This is a genomic window from Enterobacter sp. BNK-14, from assembly GCF_047456095.1.
GTDB classification, from domain to species: Bacteria; Pseudomonadota; Gammaproteobacteria; order Enterobacterales; family Enterobacteriaceae; genus Enterobacter; species Enterobacter kobei.
Genome location: NZ_CP179897.1, coordinates 3976798 through 3994778, shown reverse-complemented (window position 1 = coordinate 3994778; position 17981 = coordinate 3976798). Strand labels below are relative to the sequence as shown.

General features: G+C 58.0%; 15 protein-coding genes. 7 read left to right on the top strand and 8 right to left on the bottom strand.

The window, feature by feature from the left end; translation table 11 throughout:
- Nucleotides 1-99 precede the first annotated feature (99 nt).
- The gene (locus ACMGGM_RS18890; protein ID WP_014882882.1) at nucleotides 100-1221 is read left to right on the top strand and encodes a YbdK family carboxylate-amine ligase; all 1122 of its coding nucleotides are present in this window, start codon (nucleotides 100-102) and stop codon (nucleotides 1219-1221) included.
- Here ACMGGM_RS18890 and ACMGGM_RS18885 read toward each other — a convergent pair.
- From ACMGGM_RS18885 to ACMGGM_RS18875, 3 genes are all read right to left on the bottom strand, one after another.
- Nucleotides 1172-4306 (bottom strand): efflux RND transporter permease subunit, encoded by a 3135-nt coding sequence (locus ACMGGM_RS18885; RefSeq protein ID WP_063943389.1) that lies wholly within the window; start codon nucleotides 4304-4306, stop codon nucleotides 1172-1174. The two genes, ACMGGM_RS18890 and ACMGGM_RS18885, sit on opposite strands and share 50 nt — an antisense overlap.
- 9 nt (nucleotides 4307-4315) lie before the next feature.
- Nucleotides 4316-5377: an efflux RND transporter periplasmic adaptor subunit gene (locus ACMGGM_RS18880; protein WP_063943387.1), complete on the bottom strand. Its 1062-nt coding sequence runs from the start codon at nucleotides 5375-5377 to the stop codon at nucleotides 4316-4318.
- A 158-nt stretch (nucleotides 5378-5535) separates the two neighbouring features.
- Entirely contained in the window at nucleotides 5536-8244 is a 2709-nt protein-coding gene (locus tag ACMGGM_RS18875) for a cation-transporting P-type ATPase (protein WP_063943385.1), read from the bottom strand.
- Nucleotides 8245-8732: 488 nt separating this feature from the next.
- Here ACMGGM_RS18875 and ACMGGM_RS18870 point away from each other — a divergent pair, with 488 nt between their 5' ends.
- The gene (locus tag ACMGGM_RS18870) at nucleotides 8733-8981 is read left to right on the top strand and encodes a DUF1158 domain-containing protein (RefSeq protein ID WP_063943383.1); all 249 of its coding nucleotides are present in this window, start codon (nucleotides 8733-8735) and stop codon (nucleotides 8979-8981) included.
- A gap of 57 nt (nucleotides 8982-9038) precedes the next feature.
- Here the strand turns inward: ACMGGM_RS18870 and ACMGGM_RS18865 are convergent, their stop codons facing one another.
- A complete protein-coding gene (locus tag ACMGGM_RS18865; RefSeq protein ID WP_014882877.1) occupies nucleotides 9039-9380 on the bottom strand; it encodes a RamA family antibiotic efflux transcriptional regulator in 342 nt (113 codons plus the stop codon).
- A 32-nt stretch (nucleotides 9381-9412) separates the two neighbouring features.
- Complete coding sequence (locus ACMGGM_RS18860; RefSeq protein ID WP_063943381.1) at nucleotides 9413-10516, bottom strand: RomA family MBL fold metallo-hydrolase; 1104 nt, start codon at nucleotides 10514-10516, stop codon at nucleotides 9413-9415.
- 190 nt (nucleotides 10517-10706) lie between these two features.
- Between ACMGGM_RS18860 and ACMGGM_RS18855 the strand changes: the two genes are divergently transcribed.
- From ACMGGM_RS18855 to nfsB, 3 genes are all read left to right on the top strand, one after another.
- On the top strand, nucleotides 10707-11297 hold the full coding sequence (locus ACMGGM_RS18855; RefSeq protein ID WP_014882875.1) for a TetR/AcrR family transcriptional regulator: 591 nt from the start codon (nucleotides 10707-10709) through the stop codon (nucleotides 11295-11297).
- Entirely contained in the window at nucleotides 11287-11655 is a 369-nt protein-coding gene (locus ACMGGM_RS18850) for an MmcQ/YjbR family DNA-binding protein (protein WP_014882874.1), read from the top strand. Before ACMGGM_RS18855 ends, ACMGGM_RS18850 begins: the two co-directional genes overlap by 11 nt.
- Nucleotides 11656-11775: 120 nt before the next feature.
- Nucleotides 11776-12429: an oxygen-insensitive NAD(P)H nitroreductase gene (nfsB, locus tag ACMGGM_RS18845; protein WP_014882873.1), complete on the top strand. Its 654-nt coding sequence runs from the start codon at nucleotides 11776-11778 to the stop codon at nucleotides 12427-12429.
- A gap of 27 nt (nucleotides 12430-12456) precedes the next feature.
- Here nfsB and ACMGGM_RS18840 read toward each other — a convergent pair whose 3' ends face one another.
- Together ACMGGM_RS18840 and ACMGGM_RS18835 are read right to left on the bottom strand one after the other, a co-directional pair.
- On the bottom strand, nucleotides 12457-13059 hold the full coding sequence (locus ACMGGM_RS18840) for a hypothetical protein (RefSeq protein ID WP_014882872.1): 603 nt from the start codon (nucleotides 13057-13059) through the stop codon (nucleotides 12457-12459).
- Nucleotides 13060-13212: 153 nt separating this feature from the next.
- Nucleotides 13213-14082, bottom strand: a complete 870-nt coding sequence (locus ACMGGM_RS18835) for a helix-turn-helix transcriptional regulator (RefSeq protein ID WP_014882871.1) — start codon at nucleotides 14080-14082, stop codon at nucleotides 13213-13215.
- Nucleotides 14083-14189: 107 nt separating this feature from the next.
- Here ACMGGM_RS18835 and ACMGGM_RS18830 point away from each other — a divergent pair, with 107 nt between their 5' ends.
- Both ACMGGM_RS18830 and ACMGGM_RS18825 read left to right on the top strand, forming a co-directional pair.
- Entirely contained in the window at nucleotides 14190-15626 is a 1437-nt protein-coding gene (locus ACMGGM_RS18830) for an MFS transporter (RefSeq protein ID WP_047366049.1), read from the top strand.
- A 66-nt stretch (nucleotides 15627-15692) separates the two neighbouring features.
- Nucleotides 15693-16937: a mechanosensitive ion channel family protein gene (locus tag ACMGGM_RS18825; RefSeq protein ID WP_014882869.1), complete on the top strand. Its 1245-nt coding sequence runs from the start codon at nucleotides 15693-15695 to the stop codon at nucleotides 16935-16937.
- Here ACMGGM_RS18825 and ACMGGM_RS18820 read toward each other — a convergent pair whose 3' ends face one another.
- Nucleotides 16938-17909 carry a LacI family DNA-binding transcriptional regulator gene (locus tag ACMGGM_RS18820; RefSeq protein ID WP_014882868.1) on the bottom strand — a complete coding sequence of 324 codons (972 nt, stop codon included), beginning with the start codon at nucleotides 17907-17909 and terminating at the stop codon, nucleotides 16938-16940.
- Nucleotides 17910-17981: the final 72 nt, after the last annotated feature.

Sequence of the window (17981 nt, the reverse complement as noted above, 5' to 3'; positions counted from 1 at the left end):
CTCCCCTTTTCGCTAAGCCTGCTAACAGTTATACCACCCTGAAAAGTGAGCGCCACGTCGTTGTCTATACTCAACACACAACTGACAACGGAGTGCGCCATGCCTTTACCCGATTTCACGTCCTCTGAACCGTTCACCCTCGGCATCGAACTCGAACTGCAGGTGGTTAATCCGCCCGGGTACGATCTGAGCCAGGACTCTTCCGCGCTGATCGCCGCCGTCAAAGACGACATCAAAGGCGGAGAAGTGAAGCACGACATCACCGAAAGCATGCTCGAAATCGCCACCGGCGTATGCCAGACCATCGACCAGGCAGCGGCCCAGTTCTCGGTGATGCAACAGAGTATTCTGCGCGCGGCGGCGGAGCAGCATATCCAGATCTGCGGCGGCGGGACGCATCCGTTCCAGAAATGGCAGCGCCAGGAGGTGTGCGATGACGAGCGCTATAACGTCACGCTGGAGCGCTTTGGCTACCTGATATTGCAGGCCACGGTGTTCGGCCAGCACGTACACGTCGGCTGTCGGACCGGGGACGATGCCATTTACCTGCTGCACGGTCTGTCGCGCTTTGTGCCGCACTTTATCGCCCTCGCCGCCGCGTCACCCTACATGCAGGGCACGGACACGAAGTTCGCCTCATCGCGTCTGAATATTTTTTCGGGATTTCCGGATAACGGCCAGATGCCGTGGGTCAACAACTGGCAGGCGTTCGAGGGGCTGTTCCGCCGCCTGAGCGCCACCAGCATGATCGACAGCATTAAAGACCTGCACTGGGACATTCGCCCCAGCCCGCACTTTGGTACCGTGGAAGTGCGGGTGATGGATACGCCGCTGACGCTCGGCCACGCGATAAACATTGCCGGGCTGATCCAGGCAACCTCCCACTGGCTGCTGACCACGCGGCCCTATAAGCATCAGGAGAAGGATTTTCTGCTGTACCGATTTAACCGTTTTCAGGCCTGTCGCTACGGGCTGGAGGGGATTCTGACGGACGTGCATACCGGCGAACAGAAAACCGTGGCGGAAGATATCGCCTGGCTGCTGGAACAGGTTGCGCCATCGGCCGAGAAGCTCGGCGCGACAAGCGCAATCACTGAAATTGCCCTGCTGTTAAAGCAGGGCAAGAGCGAGGCGCAGCGCATGCGGGACTTTATTGCCGACGGCGGCTCGCTTATTTCTCTGGTTCAGAAGCACTGCGAGCTGTGGGCGACGAGTCCGTAAGGCCGTGGCCCCACTCACGCAGACGCTGGAATAGCACGAACAGCGCGGGGATGAACACGATCCCCACGACGGTCGCCACCAGCATACCGCTGAACACCGTGGTGCCAATGATGCGACGGCTCTGGGCACCCGCCCCGGTCGCCAGCATCATTGGCATGACGCCGATAATAAACGACACGGCGGTCATCATCACCGCGCGGAAGCGGCGCGATGCCCCTTCCCTCGCCGCATCGACAATCGTCATTCCGTCCATGCGCCGGGCGCGGGCGAACTCCACGATAAGAATCGCGTTTTTGGCCGCCAGCGCGATCAGCAATACCAGACCAATTTGCACGTAGACATCGTTGGCGTAGCCCGCCATCCACAGCCAGACCAGCGCCCCGCCGAGGGCGAAGAGCACCGAGAGCATCACGCTCGCCGGGAGCGTCCAGCTCTCATACTGGGCGACGAGAAACAGCCACGCCATCACCACCGCCGCCAGCACAATCCATATCGCCTGATTGCCGGTCTGCTGCTCCTGATACGACATGCCGCTCCAGGCATAGTCGTATCCGGCAGGCAGGATCTCTGCCAGAATTTCGCTCATCACCGCCATCGCGGTGCTGCTGCTCACCCCTTCCGCCGCCGAGCCGCTCACCGACACGGACGGAAACTGGTTGTACTGCTGCAGGAACGGCGCGCCAATGCCCGGCGTGATGGTGACGAGGTTGCTCAGGCGCACCCGCTCGCCGCTGTTGCTGCGCACAAACAGCTCGCTGATTTGCTCAGCGCGCTCGCGCCACTGCATTTCGTTCTGCATGACAACGTGGTAGACGCGGTTGTTGATGCTGAAATCCCCGGCGCGCGTGCCGCCAAAGGCGGTTTGCAGGCTACTGAAGATGCGCGATACCGGCACGTCGAGACGGGCCGCACGCTCGCGATCGACGGTCAGCGTCAGCTGCGGGACGTTGCTGCTCCAGGTGGTGAACACACGGCTTAGCTGCGGGTGCTGATTGGCTTTCATCAGCACCCCGCTCGTCACGCGCTCCAGCTCCGCCGGGCTTTGCCCCGTCTGCGCCTGTATGCGCAGATCGAAGCCGGAGGCGTTGCCCAGCCCCGGCAGGGTCGGCGGCGCGAAGGTCATGATGGTCGCTTCCGGCAGGGCCAGCAGCTGACGCTGCAGGGTAGCCATCACCTCGTCCAGCGGCGGGCGCTCGCTCCAGTCTTTGAGCATGATGGAGATAAACCCGCCGTTGGAAGCGCTGGTGCCGTTAAGAATGTTAAAGCCGGAGACCTGAATCACGTCTTCCACCGCCGGATTTTTAGCGATTAATTCGCGTGCGGTGGTCATTACCGCTTCGGTGCGCTCCAGCGAGGCGGCTTCCGGCAGCTGAACGCTGGCAAAGAAGTAGCCCTGGTCCTCCTGTGGCAGGAAGCCTTTTGGCATCGACGTAAAGCTGAACGCCACCACGGCCGCCGCGACTGCGGTGGCCAGCAGCGCCAGCCACGGGCGCAGGGTAAATACGCTTACGATCCGGGTATAGCGATTGCGCGTGGCATCCAGCCCGCGGTTGAATCCGCGAAAAATCGCAGCGGGCTGTGCCGGACGCGGGCGCAGCAGCATTGCACAGAGCGCGGGCGTCAGGGTCAGCGCCACCAGGCTTGAGAGCGTGACCGCCGTGGAAAGCGTGACCGCGAACTGGCGGTAAAGCTCACCGACAATCCCCGGCAGCAGCGCCACCGGCACAAATACCGCCAGCAGCACCAGCGTCGTGGCTATCACCGGCCCGGCAATCTGGCGCAGCGCCAGCGCGGTCGCCGCCGTGCGGCTCTGCCCTTCGGCCATCAGCGTTTCGACGCTCTCCACCACCACGATGGCATCATCCACCACCATCGTCAGCGCCAGAATGATGGCGAACAGGCTGAGCGTGTTGGCGGAGTAGCCCAGCATGTACAGCACCGCAAACGTGCCCACCAGCGACACCGGAATGGCGAGCGCAACAATCAGCGTCGCGCGCCAGCTTTGCAGGAACAGGGATACAACAACAACGACCGCCAGCATCGTCAGCGCCAGCGAGACGCCGATCTCCTTGATGGTGGCGGCCACAAAGGAGGTGGTATCGAATTTCACCTCGTAGACCAGGTCGTCCGGGAAGCGCGACGCGAGGCGCTCCAGCTCGGCGCGCACCGCGTCGGCCACGCGCAGGGCGTTGGCGGACGGTGTCGGGTAGATGCCGAGGTAGGCGGAGTCGTGTCCGTTCAGCTGCGCGCCGGAGCTGTAGCTACGCGAGCCAAGCTCGATGGTGGCGACGTCCTTCAGGCGCACCAGTTGGCCCATCTCGCCGGCGCGGATAATGATGTCAGCAAAATCATCAGCCTGGTTCAGGCGCCCCAGCCCGTTGATGGTCAGGGTCTGCTGCTGGCCGTTAAACACCGGCGGCGTGCCGACCTGGCCCGCCGCTCCCTGCACGTTCTGCTCGCGCAGCGCCTGCGCCACGTCGTCCGTGGTAACGTTCAGGGCGTTCATGCGGTCCGGACGCAGCCAGATGCGCATGCTGTAGTCGCGCGCGCCAAACATCTGCACCTGACCGACGCCCGGCAGGCGCGACAGCGCCTCACGCACCTGGGTGCTGGCGTAGTTACTGACGAACAGCGGCGTGTGGGTATTGTCAGGTGAGTAAAGACTTACCCCCATCATCAGATTGGTGGCGCGTTTGCGCACCTGCACGCCGTTTTGCTGCGCCTCCGCTGGCAGTTGCGCCACGGCCTGCGCCACGCGGTTTTGCACGTCGATGGCGGCTAAATCCGGATCGGTCCCCGCGGCAAAGGTGATGTTAAGGCTGTAGGTGCCTTCATCCGAACTCGTGGACTCCATGTACAGCATGTGATCCACGCCGTTAAGCTGCGTCTCCAGCGGCGTGGCGATAGCCTCCGCCACGTCAGCCGAACTGGCCCCCGGCCAGCTGGCAGAGACATTCACCACCGGCGGCGTGATCTGCGGATACTGCTCCACCGGGATAATCTTCAGCGCGATGGCCCCCAGCAGGGTAATGACCAGCGCTATCACCATCGCAAAGCGCGGGCGTTTGATGAAAAACGTCAGCATGATGGCTCCTTAATTCAGTATCTGGACGGCAGCACCGGGCTGTACACGCTGTGCACCGTCAGTGATCGCTCGCTCACCAGGCTTAACACCGGAAGCAATCTGGAACTGCTGCCCAACCTGCCCGGCAATTTTTAGCGGGCGTTTTTCGGCGTTTCCGTCGGCACTCACCACCCAGGCAAAGAATCCATCGCCATTCTGCTGGACCGCAGCGGCAGGGAGCGTCAGTACCGGCTGCTCGCTGGCCGGGCGCAGCGTCACATTTACGTTGCCGCCGGGCAACAGCTGATGGCGCGGGTTGGCAAACCCGGCGCGCAGCATCACGCTGGCGGTGCGCGGGTCGATGCGGTTATCCACCGAGGTCAGTTCACCCCGGATACGCTGTCCGTTGCTGTCAATGAATACCTGCCACGCCTGTTTCATGGCGCTGATATCTGCATGCTGTCCGGCTTTGGTGGCAAAGGCGCCCTCTTCCAGCGCAAAAGCGATGCGGATCGGATCAAGCTGTACTACCTCCACCAGCACGCCGCTTGCGGGGTTGACCAGGCTACCTGCGTGGAAGTTGCTGTGCCCCACGCGACCGTCAATCGGCGAGGTGATGCGGGTGTAGTTCAGGGTGACGTTGCGTGCGTCGAGCCGGGCTTTGGCCTGCTCCAGCGCGGCGCGGGCGACGTCGCGCTGCATACGCGCGTTGTCCACGTCATGACGGCTGATGGCCTTGCTGCTGCCCAGGCTTTCAAAGCGGGAAAGCTGCTGCTGCGCCTGGCGCAGCGTGGCTTCAGCGCTGTTGACTTCGGCCTGCGCCAGACGCACGGCGGCACGCGGCTCGGCATCGTCCAGCTCAAACAGCACATCCCCTTTTTTCACATACTGCCCGTCGCGAAAGTGGATTTTAGTGATAACACCTTCCGTGCGGGCGCGCAGCTCAACGGTGTGGATGGCTTCAATGCGCCCCGGGATCTGACGCTCGGCGGCATGGGCGGTCTGCTCCACGGTGGCGACGCGCACGGGAGTGGCGGCGAAGACGGGTTGCAGGGTGCAGGCAAGGAGTGCGAACAGGAGTGGGAATTTCATGGAAGTACCTCAGCGTGATTTCCCCCTCACCCCGCCCCTCTCCCCAAAGGGGCGAGGGAGAAAACCGAGCGCCCCTTCCCCCTCAAAGCCGAGGGAGAAAACCGGACGGTCCCCTCTCCCCTATGGGGAGAGGGTTAGGGTGAGGGGTAAGGTTTCAGTTATGCAGCCTTACGGAACCTGCGGGTCAGTCGCTTCTCGATTTCGACGACGAAGAACATTCCCATTGCAACCGCCAGCGTCACAAACCAGTAGCGGAGCGGCAGCGCTTCGGTGCCAAACAGCATCTGCATAAACGGCAGGTAGATGATGGCGGCCTGGAGCAGGAACAGCACGCCCGTGACCAGCCAGATGCCCTTATTCGCCAGCAGACCACGGTTCAGGGAGAACCCTTCAGTGTTGCGGCAGTTAATCATGTACACCCACTGGGCGCAGACCAGCATCTGCAGCAGCACGGTGCGGATGAACTCCGCGCTGTGGCCGCGCGGGGCCAGCCAGGCCTCCAGCGCAAAGGCGGCAATGGCAATCATGGTGCCGACAAAGGCCACGCGCCACACCGCGTAGGCGTCCATCACGTGCTGCCCGGTCTGACGTGGTGGACGGCGCATGATATTGCGCTCGGCGGCTTCAAAGGCCAGACCGAAGGAGAGTGTGGCAGAGGTCGCCATGTTCATCCACAGAATCAGCACCGGCGTCAGCGGAATGATGTTCCCCGCCAGCAGCGCAATCACAATCAGCAGCCCCTGCGCCAGGTTGGTCGGCATGATGAACAGGATGGTCTTCTTCAGGTTGTCGTAAACGCGACGCCCCTCTTTCACCGCGCTGGCGATGGTGGCGAAGTTATCGTCCGTCAGGACCATGTCCGCCGCCTCTTTGGTCACTTCCGTGCCTTTGATGCCCATTGCGATGCCGACATCCGCCTGACGCAGCGCCGGGGCATCGTTCACGCCGTCGCCGGTCATACCGACGATTTCACCTTTCTCCTGCAGCGCTTTCACCAGGCGCAGCTTATGCTCCGGGCTGGTACGGGCGAAGATGTCATAGGTCACCGCCGCATCCGCCAGCTCGGCATCATTCATCTTCTCAAGCTGATAGCCGGTCACCGCCTGCTCGCTGTTGGTGATCCCCAGCATCTGGCCGATGCTCATCGCCGTCTGCGGGTGATCCCCGGTGATCATCTTCACGCGGATCCCCGCCTGCTGACAGGCGTTAATGGCATCAATCGCTTCCGGGCGCGGCGGATCCATCATCCCGGCGATGCCGAGGAAGATTAGGCCGTGGCTCAGATCGTCGTGCGTGAGCGCCGTTTCGCCATTGGCTGGCTTAAACGCCGCCGCAACCATGCGCAGTCCCTGACGCGCATAGCGCTCCATCTCGTTTTCCCAGTACGCGCGGTTGAAGGCGTCTGCACCGTGGCGGGTTTGCTGCTGCGCGCACAGGGCGAAAATGACGTCCGGCGCGCCGGTGATCAGGATCTGCTCCTCGCAGCCAATCTGGTAGTGGGTGCTCATGTACTTGTACTGCGAGTCAAACGGGATCTTGTTAACCAGCGTGGTTGTTACCGGCGCGAGGTTGGCTTTCGCCGCCAGCACCTTCAGCGCGCCCTCGGTTGGCCCCCCGGTGATGCCCCACAGGCCGCGCTCGTCCTGAATCAGCTGGCTGTCGTTACAGAGGTCAATAGTGCGCAGGTACTGCTCCAGCACGGTGCCCGGCTGGATCTGCACTGGCTCATCGCTGCCTTCCAGATAAATGTTGCCCACCGGCTCATAGCTGTTGCCGTCCACGCGGTAGCAGGTGTCGGCGGTGATGATGGCTTTGACCGTCATCTCGTTCATGGTCAGGGTGCCGGTTTTATCCGAGCAGACCACGGTCATCGCGCCCAGGGTTTCAACCGTCGGCAGCTTGCGGATGATCGCCCGCTTGCGCGCCATCGCCTGCACGCCCAGGGAGAGGATAATGGAGATAATTGCAGGCAGACCTTCCGGTACGGAGGCGACCGCCAGGCTGATGAGGGAGAGCAGCAGCTCGCCCATTGGGATCTCGCGGAATGCCAGGCTGAAGACAAACAGCGCGGCCATCATCGCCAGAATAATGGCGAAGATCGCCTTACCCAGCTTGTCCATCTGCACCAGCAGCGGCGTGCGGTGTTTTTCAATGCCCGCCATCATCTGATTGATATGGCCAAGCTCGGTCTCCTGCCCGGTGGCAATAACCACGCCCACGCCACCGCCCGCGCTCACGGTAGTGCCGGAGAAGACCAGGTTGGTGCGATCGCCCAGCGGCAGCTCACCGTTCAGCGGCTGAGTATGTTTATCCACCACGGTGGATTCACCGGTCAGAATCGCCTCTTCCACGCGTAAATTATGCGCCTCAATTAAACGCATATCCGCCGGAATACGATCCCCGGCGCGTAATACAATAATATCGCCCGGGACTATTTCAGTTGTGGGGAGCGTTTCATGATTGCCATTACGAATGACGCGCGCTTCGCTGGAGAGCATATTACGAATACTCTTCAGGGATTTTTCCGCGTTGCTTTCCTGAATATGACCAATTAAGGCATTGATGACCGCCACGCCTAAAATAACCAGCGTATCAACCCAATGCCCCATGACTGCCGTTAATACTGCGGCGGCAAGCAGGACGTAAATCAGTACATCGTTAAAATGCGCGAGAAAGCGCAGCCAGCCCGGCTTGCCTTTTCTCTCCGGCAATGCATTCGGGCCATGTTTTTGCAGACGCGCCTGCGCCTCTGCGCGGTCCAGACCGCTCACCTGGCTCTGCGTATGAGCCAGCACCTGCTCTACGGTCTGCTGGTATGCCAGCCCGCCGGAAGGCGGCATGTTTGGAGATAATTTTTTTTCGGTCATCGTATTTTTCCTTCAATATCCGGTGAACAGAAGCCTGAATTCCTTTCGGGCTTTAATTTATTCATTTTTAAGTCTTGCGGCTAAAATTGATCTACCGCAATATATTTACCGCTGGGTTATTCAAAATTAACTACGTTTATTTCGATAAACTGATTTTTACAAAATATTTCTAAACCAACGCTAAACGAGGGGGAAGCATGTTTGGTATTTATCGCGGACGACGCCTGGCGTTATACATTGTCGCAGCCATTGTTATTGCGACGTTAATTGGATATAGCACATATAGTTTTGTAAAATTATTTTCATGATGCAGACATTTATTTACACGGCACAATATTAATTTAATCACCACGATTAAATTATTCGCCTTTCGCATTTTATTTACCGGAGAAGTTCATTATTTCATAAAAAAAGCCCAGGCAGGTTGATATTGCTTTACGTTAAAGGATGCCGGACAATGACATTTTTAACTGACGATTAACATTACGATGAAACACCCGTTAGAATCGCTGCTGACTGCCGGGGGCATTTTATTACTGGCGCTGATCTCTTGCCTGCTGTTACCCGCGCCGTCGCTGGGTTTGGTGCTGGCGCAGAAGCTGATGACGACCTTTCACATGGTCGATCTGAACCAGCTTTACACTATTCTGTTTTGCGTGTGGTTTTTACTGCTTGGCGCTATCGAATTCTTCGTGCTGCGTTTCGTCTGGCGCCGCTGGTTTTCACTGGCGCCATGAATACATAAAAAAAGCCGGGTAGCGGCTTCGCCTTACCCGGCCTGCGTGTTGTCAGTTTCAGTGCGTCCGACTGTGGTTTTCCTTGCGGTACGCCCCTGGCGGCTGATGGAAGGTGCGGGTAAAGATGCGCGTGAACGTCTGCTGCGATTCAAACCCGTAGCGCAGGCAGATCTCATAAACGCGCTCGTCCGATTCACGCAGATCCCGTGCCGCCAGCAGCAGCTTGCGTTCGCGAATATAGCGCCCCAGGCTTTCACCTTTATACTGCATAAACAGCCGCTGCAAATGCCATTTGGAGTAACCCGCATGGCGGGCAATGTCTTCAATGCGTAACGGCTGGTGCAGGTTGTCGTCGATCCATTCGACGATCGTATCAATGACTTGAGCGGAAATGGTCATACTGCTCTCCCCTTCTGCTTCTTGCTTAAACATTATTCCCACCACTGACGAAAAGTTTGTGTGGTATCACTCACCCGAACGGGCTCGCCCAGTTCCGGCGTGAGCAGTCGATAGTTTTTATCCTTGCTGGCTTTTGCCAGCTGGATCAGTGGGTCGTTCCAGGCGTGTTTCGCCAGCACAAAACGACCGTTATGCCCCGGCACCACCGCCTTTGCATTCAGGTCGACCGACGCCTGAGCCGTCTCCTCTGGCAGCATGTGGATGTACTTCCAGTCCTGGTCATACTGGCCGTTTTCCATGATGGCTAAATCCACATCACCAAACTGCTCGCCGATTGCCTTAAAGTGCGGGCCGTAACCAGAATCTCCGCTGTAGTAGATCTTCTGCTCTGGGGTGACAAACATAAAGCTGCCCCACAGCGTCTGGTCACGTTTAATGCCTCGCCCGGAGAAGTGACGCGCGGGCAACAGGTGAACCGTCAGCGCATCGCTGATGTGCACCGACTGGTTCCAGTCGCGTTCGTCGATAATCTCTGGCTTCATCCCCCAGTAGCGCAGGTGTGACCCTACCCCGAGCGGCGTCACTACGCGTTTCACCTTCGGCAATAACGCCCTGATGGTGGCGTAATCCAGGTGGTCGTAGTGATCGTGAGAGATAATCAGCAGGTCGATCTCCGGCATGCTCGCCGCGCGCCACGGATACTCCCCCGCAAAGGCTTTATTGAGAAACGAAAACGGCGCGGCATAGTTACCAAGGACCGGGTCGATCAGGATGCGTTTTCCCGCCAGCTGCAGATACCAGGAGGAGTGGCCGAGCCACACCAGCGTGTCCTGCTCCAGCGGCAGGCTCGCCAGATCGGTTTTCACCAGCGGCAGCGGCTGAGCCGGGCGGGCGTTTTCGGTTTTACGGGTCAGAAATTGCCACCACGCCACCAGCATATTTTGTTGGCCGGTAAAGCCCGGCGTCGGGAGCGTATTGTGGAATTTCCCCTCGTAGTAGTGCGGAGATGCTTCCACTTCCGTGAGCTGCGCACCCTGCGGTGGCTGGCCAAAACCGGCATTCAGAACAAACGGTAAACTCGCAGCTGAAGCAATAATCATGACGAACACCACGCAGATGAAGAGAGTTTTTTTCATATCCTGACCCGAAAACGCGAGCCATCCGATGGTTTGCGTGGGGTAAACTTGATTATGAGTGAGTAAGCACTCATTATAGATATGATGAGAAAGTCGTCAAGACGTTTTCGATCTTTGACATTCCGCGTTGCAGCGTGTCAAAGCACGTGTTTCAATCGGGGTTTTTATCAGTGAAAGGGGGAAAAATTTAGTGGCACGTCCGAAGAGTGAAGATAAAAAACAGGCCTTACTGGACGCCGCAACGGCGGCATTTGCACAGTCAGGTATTGCCGCCTCAACGGCGCTCATTGCCCGTAAGGCGGGCGTCGCCGAAGGCACCCTGTTCCGCTACTTTGCTACCAAAGACGATCTGCTGAATGCCCTCTATCTGCACCTGAAGCAGGATCTCTGCCAGACCATGCTGGCGAACCTCGATCGCACCATCACGCTGCCGAAAGAACATACCCGCAATATCTGGAACAGCTATGTGGACTGGGGGATTCGTAACCCCGTGGCGCATGCGGCTATTCGCCAGATTGGGGTCAGTGAAAAGCTGAGCGCCGAAACGGAAATGGCGGTGAAAGAGATGTTCCCGGAACTGCATGAACTATGCCGTCGTTCGGTGCGCCCGGTGTTTATGTCGGATGAATTCAAAACGTTTGGCGATGCGCTGTTTTTATCGCTGGCCGAAAGCACGATGGAGTTTGCCACCCGCGATCCGTCCCGCGCCGTCGATTTTAAAGCCCTGGGTTTTGAAGTCATGTGGCGCGGACTGGCTCAGGAGGAGAGCGATGGACAGTAAATCCTTGCAGGAACACGCGAAGCGCGTCGCGCTGGAGATGCCTTTTACCGAACACTGCTGGCCGTTCGGCCCAGAGTACGACGTCTTCAAGGTCGGCGGGAAAATTTTCATGCTGATGGCAACCGCACACGGACGGCCGCACGTTAGCCTGAAATCCGATCCGGAAACGTCGCTGTTAAATCAGCAGATCTACCGGGGCGTTGAGCCTGGTTACCATCTGAATAAAAAACACTGGATTTCCCTTTACGGCACCGAGGACATCACCCCGGAACTGGTTGCCGACCTGATTGCAGATTCCTGGAATCTGGTCGTTGATAAACTGCCGAAGAAAGACCAGAAGTGGATACGCCCTGCCTGATTGTTCGTCTGAGACGAACAGATTAAGCGCTCGAAATGCACTTATCTTTTGCCGCTTTGCGCGGTAATCTGCTCTCCTTTCGCGCCCGCGTACGGGCGAATTTCATTACCAGGAGTAGTTATGGATATCATTTCTGTCGCCCTGAAACGCCACTCCACCAAGGCGTTCGACCCGACTAAAAAACTGACCGCTGAAGAAGCAGAAAAAATCAAAACCCTGCTGCAGTACAGCCCGTCCAGCACCAACTCCCAGCCGTGGCACTTTATTGTGGCCAGCACCGAGGAAGGTAAAGCGCGCGTGGCGAAATCCGCCGCAGGGACCTATGTGTTCAACGAACGCAAAATGCTGGACGCCTCTCACGTGGTGGTGTTCTGCGCGAAAACCGCGATGGACGATGCCTGGCTTGAGCGCGTCGTGGATCAGGAAGAAGCCGATGGTCGTTTTAACACGCCAGAAGCCAAAGCCGCGAACCATAAGGGCCGGACTTACTTCGCCGATATGCACCGTGTGGATCTGAAAGATGATGACCAGTGGATGGCGAAACAGGTTTACCTGAACGTCGGTAATTTCCTGCTGGGCGTGGGTGCCATGGGTCTGGATGCAGTGCCAATCGAAGGTTTCGATGCCGCGATCCTCGACGAAGAGTTTGGCCTGAAAGAGAAAGGCTTCACCAGCGTAGTGGTGGTGCCGGTTGGCCATCACAGCGTGGAAGATTTCAACGCCACGCTGCCGAAGTCTCGCCTGCCGCTGAGCACGATTGTGACCGAGTGCTAATCCCGACGGGCCGCCGCGCGCGGCCCGTTACGTTTTACTGATGACCAGTCTGCGATGCGGATGGACATCACGATCGTTTCCCCAGGCAAAAGCAATCCAGCGTTCTTCCAGTTCAGCGTATGAACTCACTGGTGTTAATTCCCACTCTGCGCCTACCGTACCGTCCGCCACGCTTATCTGGTAATTCATGCTGAACGCCCAGTCTATCATCCGCAACCAAAACCGCTGCCCGTCTCCCGTTTGCTCGCTGTCTGAGACCACGATATCGTATTCTCTGAGCACCCACTGAAAGAAAAGTTGTGGCAACCCGCTGATAACGGATTGATGGACCGCGCGGGGCGTACGCCAGACCATCACTTGCGTGGCGGCACCGTGAGGAAAGGTAATTTCTTTATGAAACGTCAGCTTCACGGCATATGCCGTATAAGGCTTACCGTCGTCGGTAGTCACGAGACGGTATTCATCGCTATAGCGCGACTTCAGAAGCCGATACCCCACAGGCAACAAAAAACCTGGCAGATGAAAATCCACCGTGCCCCGCAACAGAAACGCTTCGGTATGTTCAACGTTTTGAGTGATAAGCCCAAGTTTTTGGCTAAATTCTGCGGAATCAATCATCAGTGGCGACATCGGTGGTTTCTCATCGCGTAAGTATAGTCCACTTCACTACTCATCTAAATGATGTAGATTCAGCAGGTTGGTCTCATTCAGACCTTATCTTACGCAATGTGAACCGACACGGCAGGATCCGTGCTGACTCCCTGAAAACGCCTCGCAAAAAAATTATTTAGCCTGTTCAGCCAGCCATGCCATCGCCCTCTCCCCCGCCTCGTCCACCGGTAAATAGACCAGCAGCCGCGACCCGTTTCGCGGTGCGGAGTACCAGTACATCTGCTGCAGCGTAAAATCCCCCAGCTCGGGATGGGTAAACAGCTTGAGCTGGTTCTCCACGCCGCGCACGTCGTTGCGCTGGTGCCACAGCGTTTTGAACTCCTCAGACACCGCAAAGAAGCGCGCGAGTTTGGCTTCCCACAGCGGGTCGCCACGGTGCTCGGCCATCGCCGCGCGGAAATAGGAGACAAAAATCGGCAGCACATCATCGCGTCTGCCGAGCCGCGCGCGCCACGCGGGATGGGTGAGAAACAGGTAAATACAGTTGCGGTCCTCCGGCGGGATTTCATTGAAATCAACGCCCATCAGATGCCCAAAACTGTCGTTCCACGCCACGATATCGAAATTGGGTTTCTGGATGCTGGCAGGTTTTGGCATCAGCGTATCCAGCAGGCGACGCGTGCCTTCGCTGATCCCCTCGCAGCAGACCGCCTGCGGTGCTTCGCCCGGCGGCAAACCGGCGAGCACGAAAAGATGCCGGGCTTCGGTCGGAGTACACTGCAGGGCTTTCGCTATGGCTGCCATCACCGCGCTGGACGGATTGACGTCCCTGCCTTGCTCAAGCCAGGTATACCAGGTCACACCCACGTCGGCGAGCATCGCCACCTCTTCGCGGCGCAGACCCGGCGTGCGGCGGCGTCCGCTGCGCGGCAAACCGAGACGTTGCGGATCGAGGCTTTCACGCCGGGCGCGTAAAAATGCGCCCAGCTGTTTTCGCGTGTCATCCTGAAGTGAGGCGACGGGTTCAGACATCAACGCCATAAATCCCCCTGCATGGTAGTGCCAGTACCAGTATAAGCAAGAACTGGTACCCGTTTATCAGATGGTTGATGCTACGACCATCTGATGAATGACGCAATGGAGTTACCATGAATACGTCAGTTGTTTCACCGGGTCGCGCAGGCCTGATATTGCTTTTAACCGGCCAGATGCTACCCATGATTGATACCTCAATCACTAACGTGGCGCTGGACGCCATTACCCATTCACTGCACGCTACCGCCACCGAGCTGGAGCTGATTGTTGCGCTTTATGGCGTGGCGTTTGCCGTCTGCCTCGCACTCGGCAGCAAGCTGGGAGATAATCTTGGCCGCCGTCGCCTGTTTATGTGGGGTGTGGCAATCTTTGGCCTGGCCTCGCTGCTGTGCGGAATGGCGGGGAACATTGAACAACTGCTGGCCGCACGTATTGTTCAGGGGGCGGGTGCCGCCCTGATCATGCCGCAAATTCTTGCCACGCTGCACGTCACGTTAAAAGGCACCGCTCACGCGAAGGCGATTAGCCTGTTCGGCGGCATTGGGGGGATTGCGTTTATCGTCGGCCAGATGGGCGGCGGCTGGCTGGTATCGGCGGATATCGCCGGACTGGGCTGGCGTAACGCCTTCTTTATTAACGTCCCCATCTGCCTGGTGGTGCTGGCGCTGAGCCGTCGCTACGTGCCGGAAACCCGCCGTGAAACGCCGTCGCGCATCGACTGGGCAGGGACCGTCTTGCTGGCCATCATGCTTTGCTGTCTGCTGTTCCCGATGGCGCTCGGCCCACAGTGGCACTGGCCGTGGTCGCTAAAGGTTATGCTTCTCGCCATTATTCCGCTGGCCTGGCTGATGGCACAGAATGCGCGCAAAAAAGAGCGTGGAAATGCCCATCCGCTGATCCCACCGCGTCTGCTTCAGCTACGCAGCGTTCGCTTTGGCATCGTTATTGCGCTGCTCTTTTTCAGCGTCTGGTCCGGGTTTATGTTCTGTATGGCGCTGACCATGCAAACCGGTCTGGGGATGGCGCCGTGGCAGTCCGGGAACAGTTTTATCGCCCTCGGGGTGACCTATTTTATCTCCGCGTGGTTCGCGCCGCGGCTGATTGCGCGCTACAGCACCAGCACGATTCTGCTCACCGGCCTGGCAATCCAGATAATCGGCCTGCTGGCGCTGATCGCCACGTTCCGCTACTGGGGAGTGCAAAATACGGCGCTGACGCTGGCGCCAGCCACCGGGCTGGTAGGCTACGGTCAGGCGCTGATTGTGAACAGCTTCTACCGCATCGGGATGTGCGATATTCAGCCTGATGACGCAGGGGCCGCCAGCGCCATCTTAAGCACCCTGCAGCAGGCCGCGCTGGGGCTTGGCCCGGCCATTTTCGGGGCGATTTTGCTGCACGGGCTGCAACATCATCACGGGGATTACGCCCAGGCGATTAACCTTTTCCTGACGGTGGAAACCGGCCTGATGGTCATCCTGGCGCTGGCAACGCTGCGCATCCGTCATCGGCTATGTTTACCCGTCGTGAAGGTCTGCCAGGCAAGCAAATAAGCCTGAGGTATTTGCATAATAGATCCGCAGCCGCCATTATGGGGCTGCATCAATACAGGAGACGTTATGCAGGAATTAATTGCTCAGGTTGAAGAGTTAGGCATTGAAATTAATCACACCACCTCTTTAGTGATTATCTTTGGTATTATTTTTCTTACTGCCATCATCGTTCATTTTATTCTGCACAAAGTCGTGCTGCGCGCATTCGAGAAACGCGCCCGGGCCAGCAGCCATTTATGGTTGCAGATCATTACCCAGAATAAATTATTTCACCGTCTGGCATTTACCCTTCAGGGGATAATCGTCAACGTTCAGGCCGTTCTCTGGCTGCAAAAAGGGAGCGAAGCGGCAGAAATGCTCACCACCTGCGCGAAGCTGTGGGTGATGGTGTATGCCCTGCTCTCCTTCTTCTCGCTGCTGGACGTCATTTTCAATCTGTCGCAGAAAATGGCGACCGCCTCACAGCTGCCGCTGAAAGGGATCTTCCAGGGCATCAAGCTGGTGAGCGCGATTCTGGTGGGGATCTTAATTATCTCTCTGCTGATCGGTCAGTCACCGGCCATTTTGATTAGCGGCCTGGGTGCTATGGCCGCCGTTCTGATGCTGGTCTTTAAAGACCCGATACTGGGACTGGTCGCCGGGATCCAGCTTTCCGCCAACGACATGCTCAAGCTTGGCGACTGGCTGGAGATGCCGAAATACGGTGCCAACGGCACGGTTACGGACATCGGCCTGACCACCGTTAAAGTGCGCAACTTCGATAACACCATCACCACGATCCCAACGTGGGCGCTGGTCTCTGACGCCTTTATCAACTGGAGCGGCATGTCGGCCTCCGGCGGCCGACGCATTAAGCGCAGCCTGAATATCGATACCACCAGCATTCACTTCCTGGACGAGCAGGAGCAGCAGAAGCTGATTCAGGCGAAACTGCTCAAGCCGTATCTGGCCGCGCGACATGAGGAAATTAGCCTGTGGAATCAGAAAAATGGCGAAGGTGAATCGGTATTAGACCTGCGCAAAATGACCAATATTGGTACCTTCCGCGCCTACCTGAATGAATATCTGCGTAACCACCCGCGCATTCGCAAAGATATGACGTTAATGGTGCGTCAGCTGGCACCGGATGCCAACGGCCTGCCGATTGAAATATACGCTTTCACCAACACGGTGATCTGGGCAGAATATGAGGAGATTCAGGCTGACATCTTCGATCATATTTTTGCGGTGGTGGAAGAGTTTGGTTTGCGTATTCATCAGTCACCTACCGGGAACGATATTCGCTCCCTGGCAGGGGTTATAGCGCAATAATCAGGTACTGGCGCGGGAAATAAAGCGCCAGTCCATCATCACTCTTTCCGTGGGCGCCTCGGGGTTGTCGATTTTATTTAAGAGCAGGTCGACCGCCTTGCGCCCGATATCCCGCGACGGCTGTTCGATGGTGGTCAGCGAAATCATGTCCGCCAGCTCGGTGCCGTCAAATCCCACAACAGCAATATCCTCCGGCACCCGCAGCCCGGCCTGCTGAATGGCGCGCAGCGCGCCCGCCGCCAGCGTATCAGAGACGGCAAACACCGCATCCGGTGGATTATCCTGCAACAGATTTTGCATCGCCACCATCCCGGCGCGGAAGCTGAGATCGCTGGCGTATTCAACCGCCTGATACTCCAGATCTTTCAGGTGGATCACGCTCTTATAGCCGCGCTCGCGCAGACGGGCATATTTATAGCTCAGATCGTGGTTGATCATCGCGATGCGTTTGCGTCCACCGTCGGCAAGCTGGCTGACGGCATGCTGCGACGCATCAACGTCGTTAATCCCCACGCAGGAAACCGCGCCGGCATCGGCATATTCGGCACACTGCACCCACGGTGCGGAGCCAATCAGCGCGGCCAGTTCCGGCAGCTTTGAGAAAGCGTCCATGGTGATAATGCCGTCGACGATTTTGCCCGACAGCAGGCTTAAGCCCGAACGGGAACGTTCGATGTCCGACCCGGAGTTACACAGCAGGATCCGATAGCCGTTTTTCTCCGCCTCTTCTTCAATGCCCTTCACCACTTCGGCGCAGAACGGGTTGGCAATGTTTGAGACCATCACCAGGATCATATAGCTCCGGGCAGTACGTAACTGACGGGCCAGTAAATTAGGCTGGTAGTTGCTCTCTTTGATGGCCTGCAGGACGCGCTCGCGGTTTTTTGCCTTCACGGTGTCGCTGTTATTGAGCACGCGGGAGACCGTTGCCACGGAGACCCCGGCCAGCTGAGCGATTTTCTGAATTGACATAGCAACGACACATCCTGCGGTTAGCGTTTTGTGCAGGCTACCATAAATTTGTTGCCCGGCGAACCGGGCAAC

Excerpts from the sequence above, each read along its gene's own strand:
- ACMGGM_RS18890 (WP_014882882.1), top strand. The coding sequence starts at position 100 with ATGCCTTTACCCGATTTCACGTCCTCTGAACCGTTCACCCTCGGCATC.
- ACMGGM_RS18885 (WP_063943389.1), bottom strand. The coding sequence starts at position 4,306 with ATGCTGACGTTTTTCATCAAACGCCCGCGCTTTGCGATGGTGATAGCG.
- ACMGGM_RS18880 (WP_063943387.1), bottom strand. The coding sequence starts at position 5,377 with ATGAAATTCCCACTCCTGTTCGCACTCCTTGCCTGCACCCTGCAACCC.
- ACMGGM_RS18875 (WP_063943385.1), bottom strand. The coding sequence starts at position 8,244 with ATGACCGAAAAAAAATTATCTCCAAACATGCCGCCTTCCGGCGGGCTG.
- ACMGGM_RS18870 (WP_063943383.1), top strand. The coding sequence starts at position 8,733 with ATGAAACACCCGTTAGAATCGCTGCTGACTGCCGGGGGCATTTTATTA.
- ACMGGM_RS18865 (WP_014882877.1), bottom strand. The coding sequence starts at position 9,380 with ATGACCATTTCCGCTCAAGTCATTGATACGATCGTCGAATGGATCGAC.
- ACMGGM_RS18860 (WP_063943381.1), bottom strand. The coding sequence starts at position 10,516 with ATGAAAAAAACTCTCTTCATCTGCGTGGTGTTCGTCATGATTATTGCT.
- ACMGGM_RS18850 (WP_014882874.1), top strand. The coding sequence starts at position 11,287 with ATGGACAGTAAATCCTTGCAGGAACACGCGAAGCGCGTCGCGCTGGAG.
- nfsB (WP_014882873.1), top strand. The coding sequence starts at position 11,776 with ATGGATATCATTTCTGTCGCCCTGAAACGCCACTCCACCAAGGCGTTC.
- ACMGGM_RS18840 (WP_014882872.1), bottom strand. The coding sequence starts at position 13,059 with ATGTCGCCACTGATGATTGATTCCGCAGAATTTAGCCAAAAACTTGGG.
- ACMGGM_RS18835 (WP_014882871.1), bottom strand. The coding sequence starts at position 14,082 with ATGGCGTTGATGTCTGAACCCGTCGCCTCACTTCAGGATGACACGCGA.
- ACMGGM_RS18830 (WP_047366049.1), top strand. The coding sequence starts at position 14,190 with ATGAATACGTCAGTTGTTTCACCGGGTCGCGCAGGCCTGATATTGCTT.
- ACMGGM_RS18825 (WP_014882869.1), top strand. The coding sequence starts at position 15,693 with ATGCAGGAATTAATTGCTCAGGTTGAAGAGTTAGGCATTGAAATTAAT.
- ACMGGM_RS18820 (WP_014882868.1), bottom strand. The coding sequence starts at position 17,909 with ATGTCAATTCAGAAAATCGCTCAGCTGGCCGGGGTCTCCGTGGCAACG.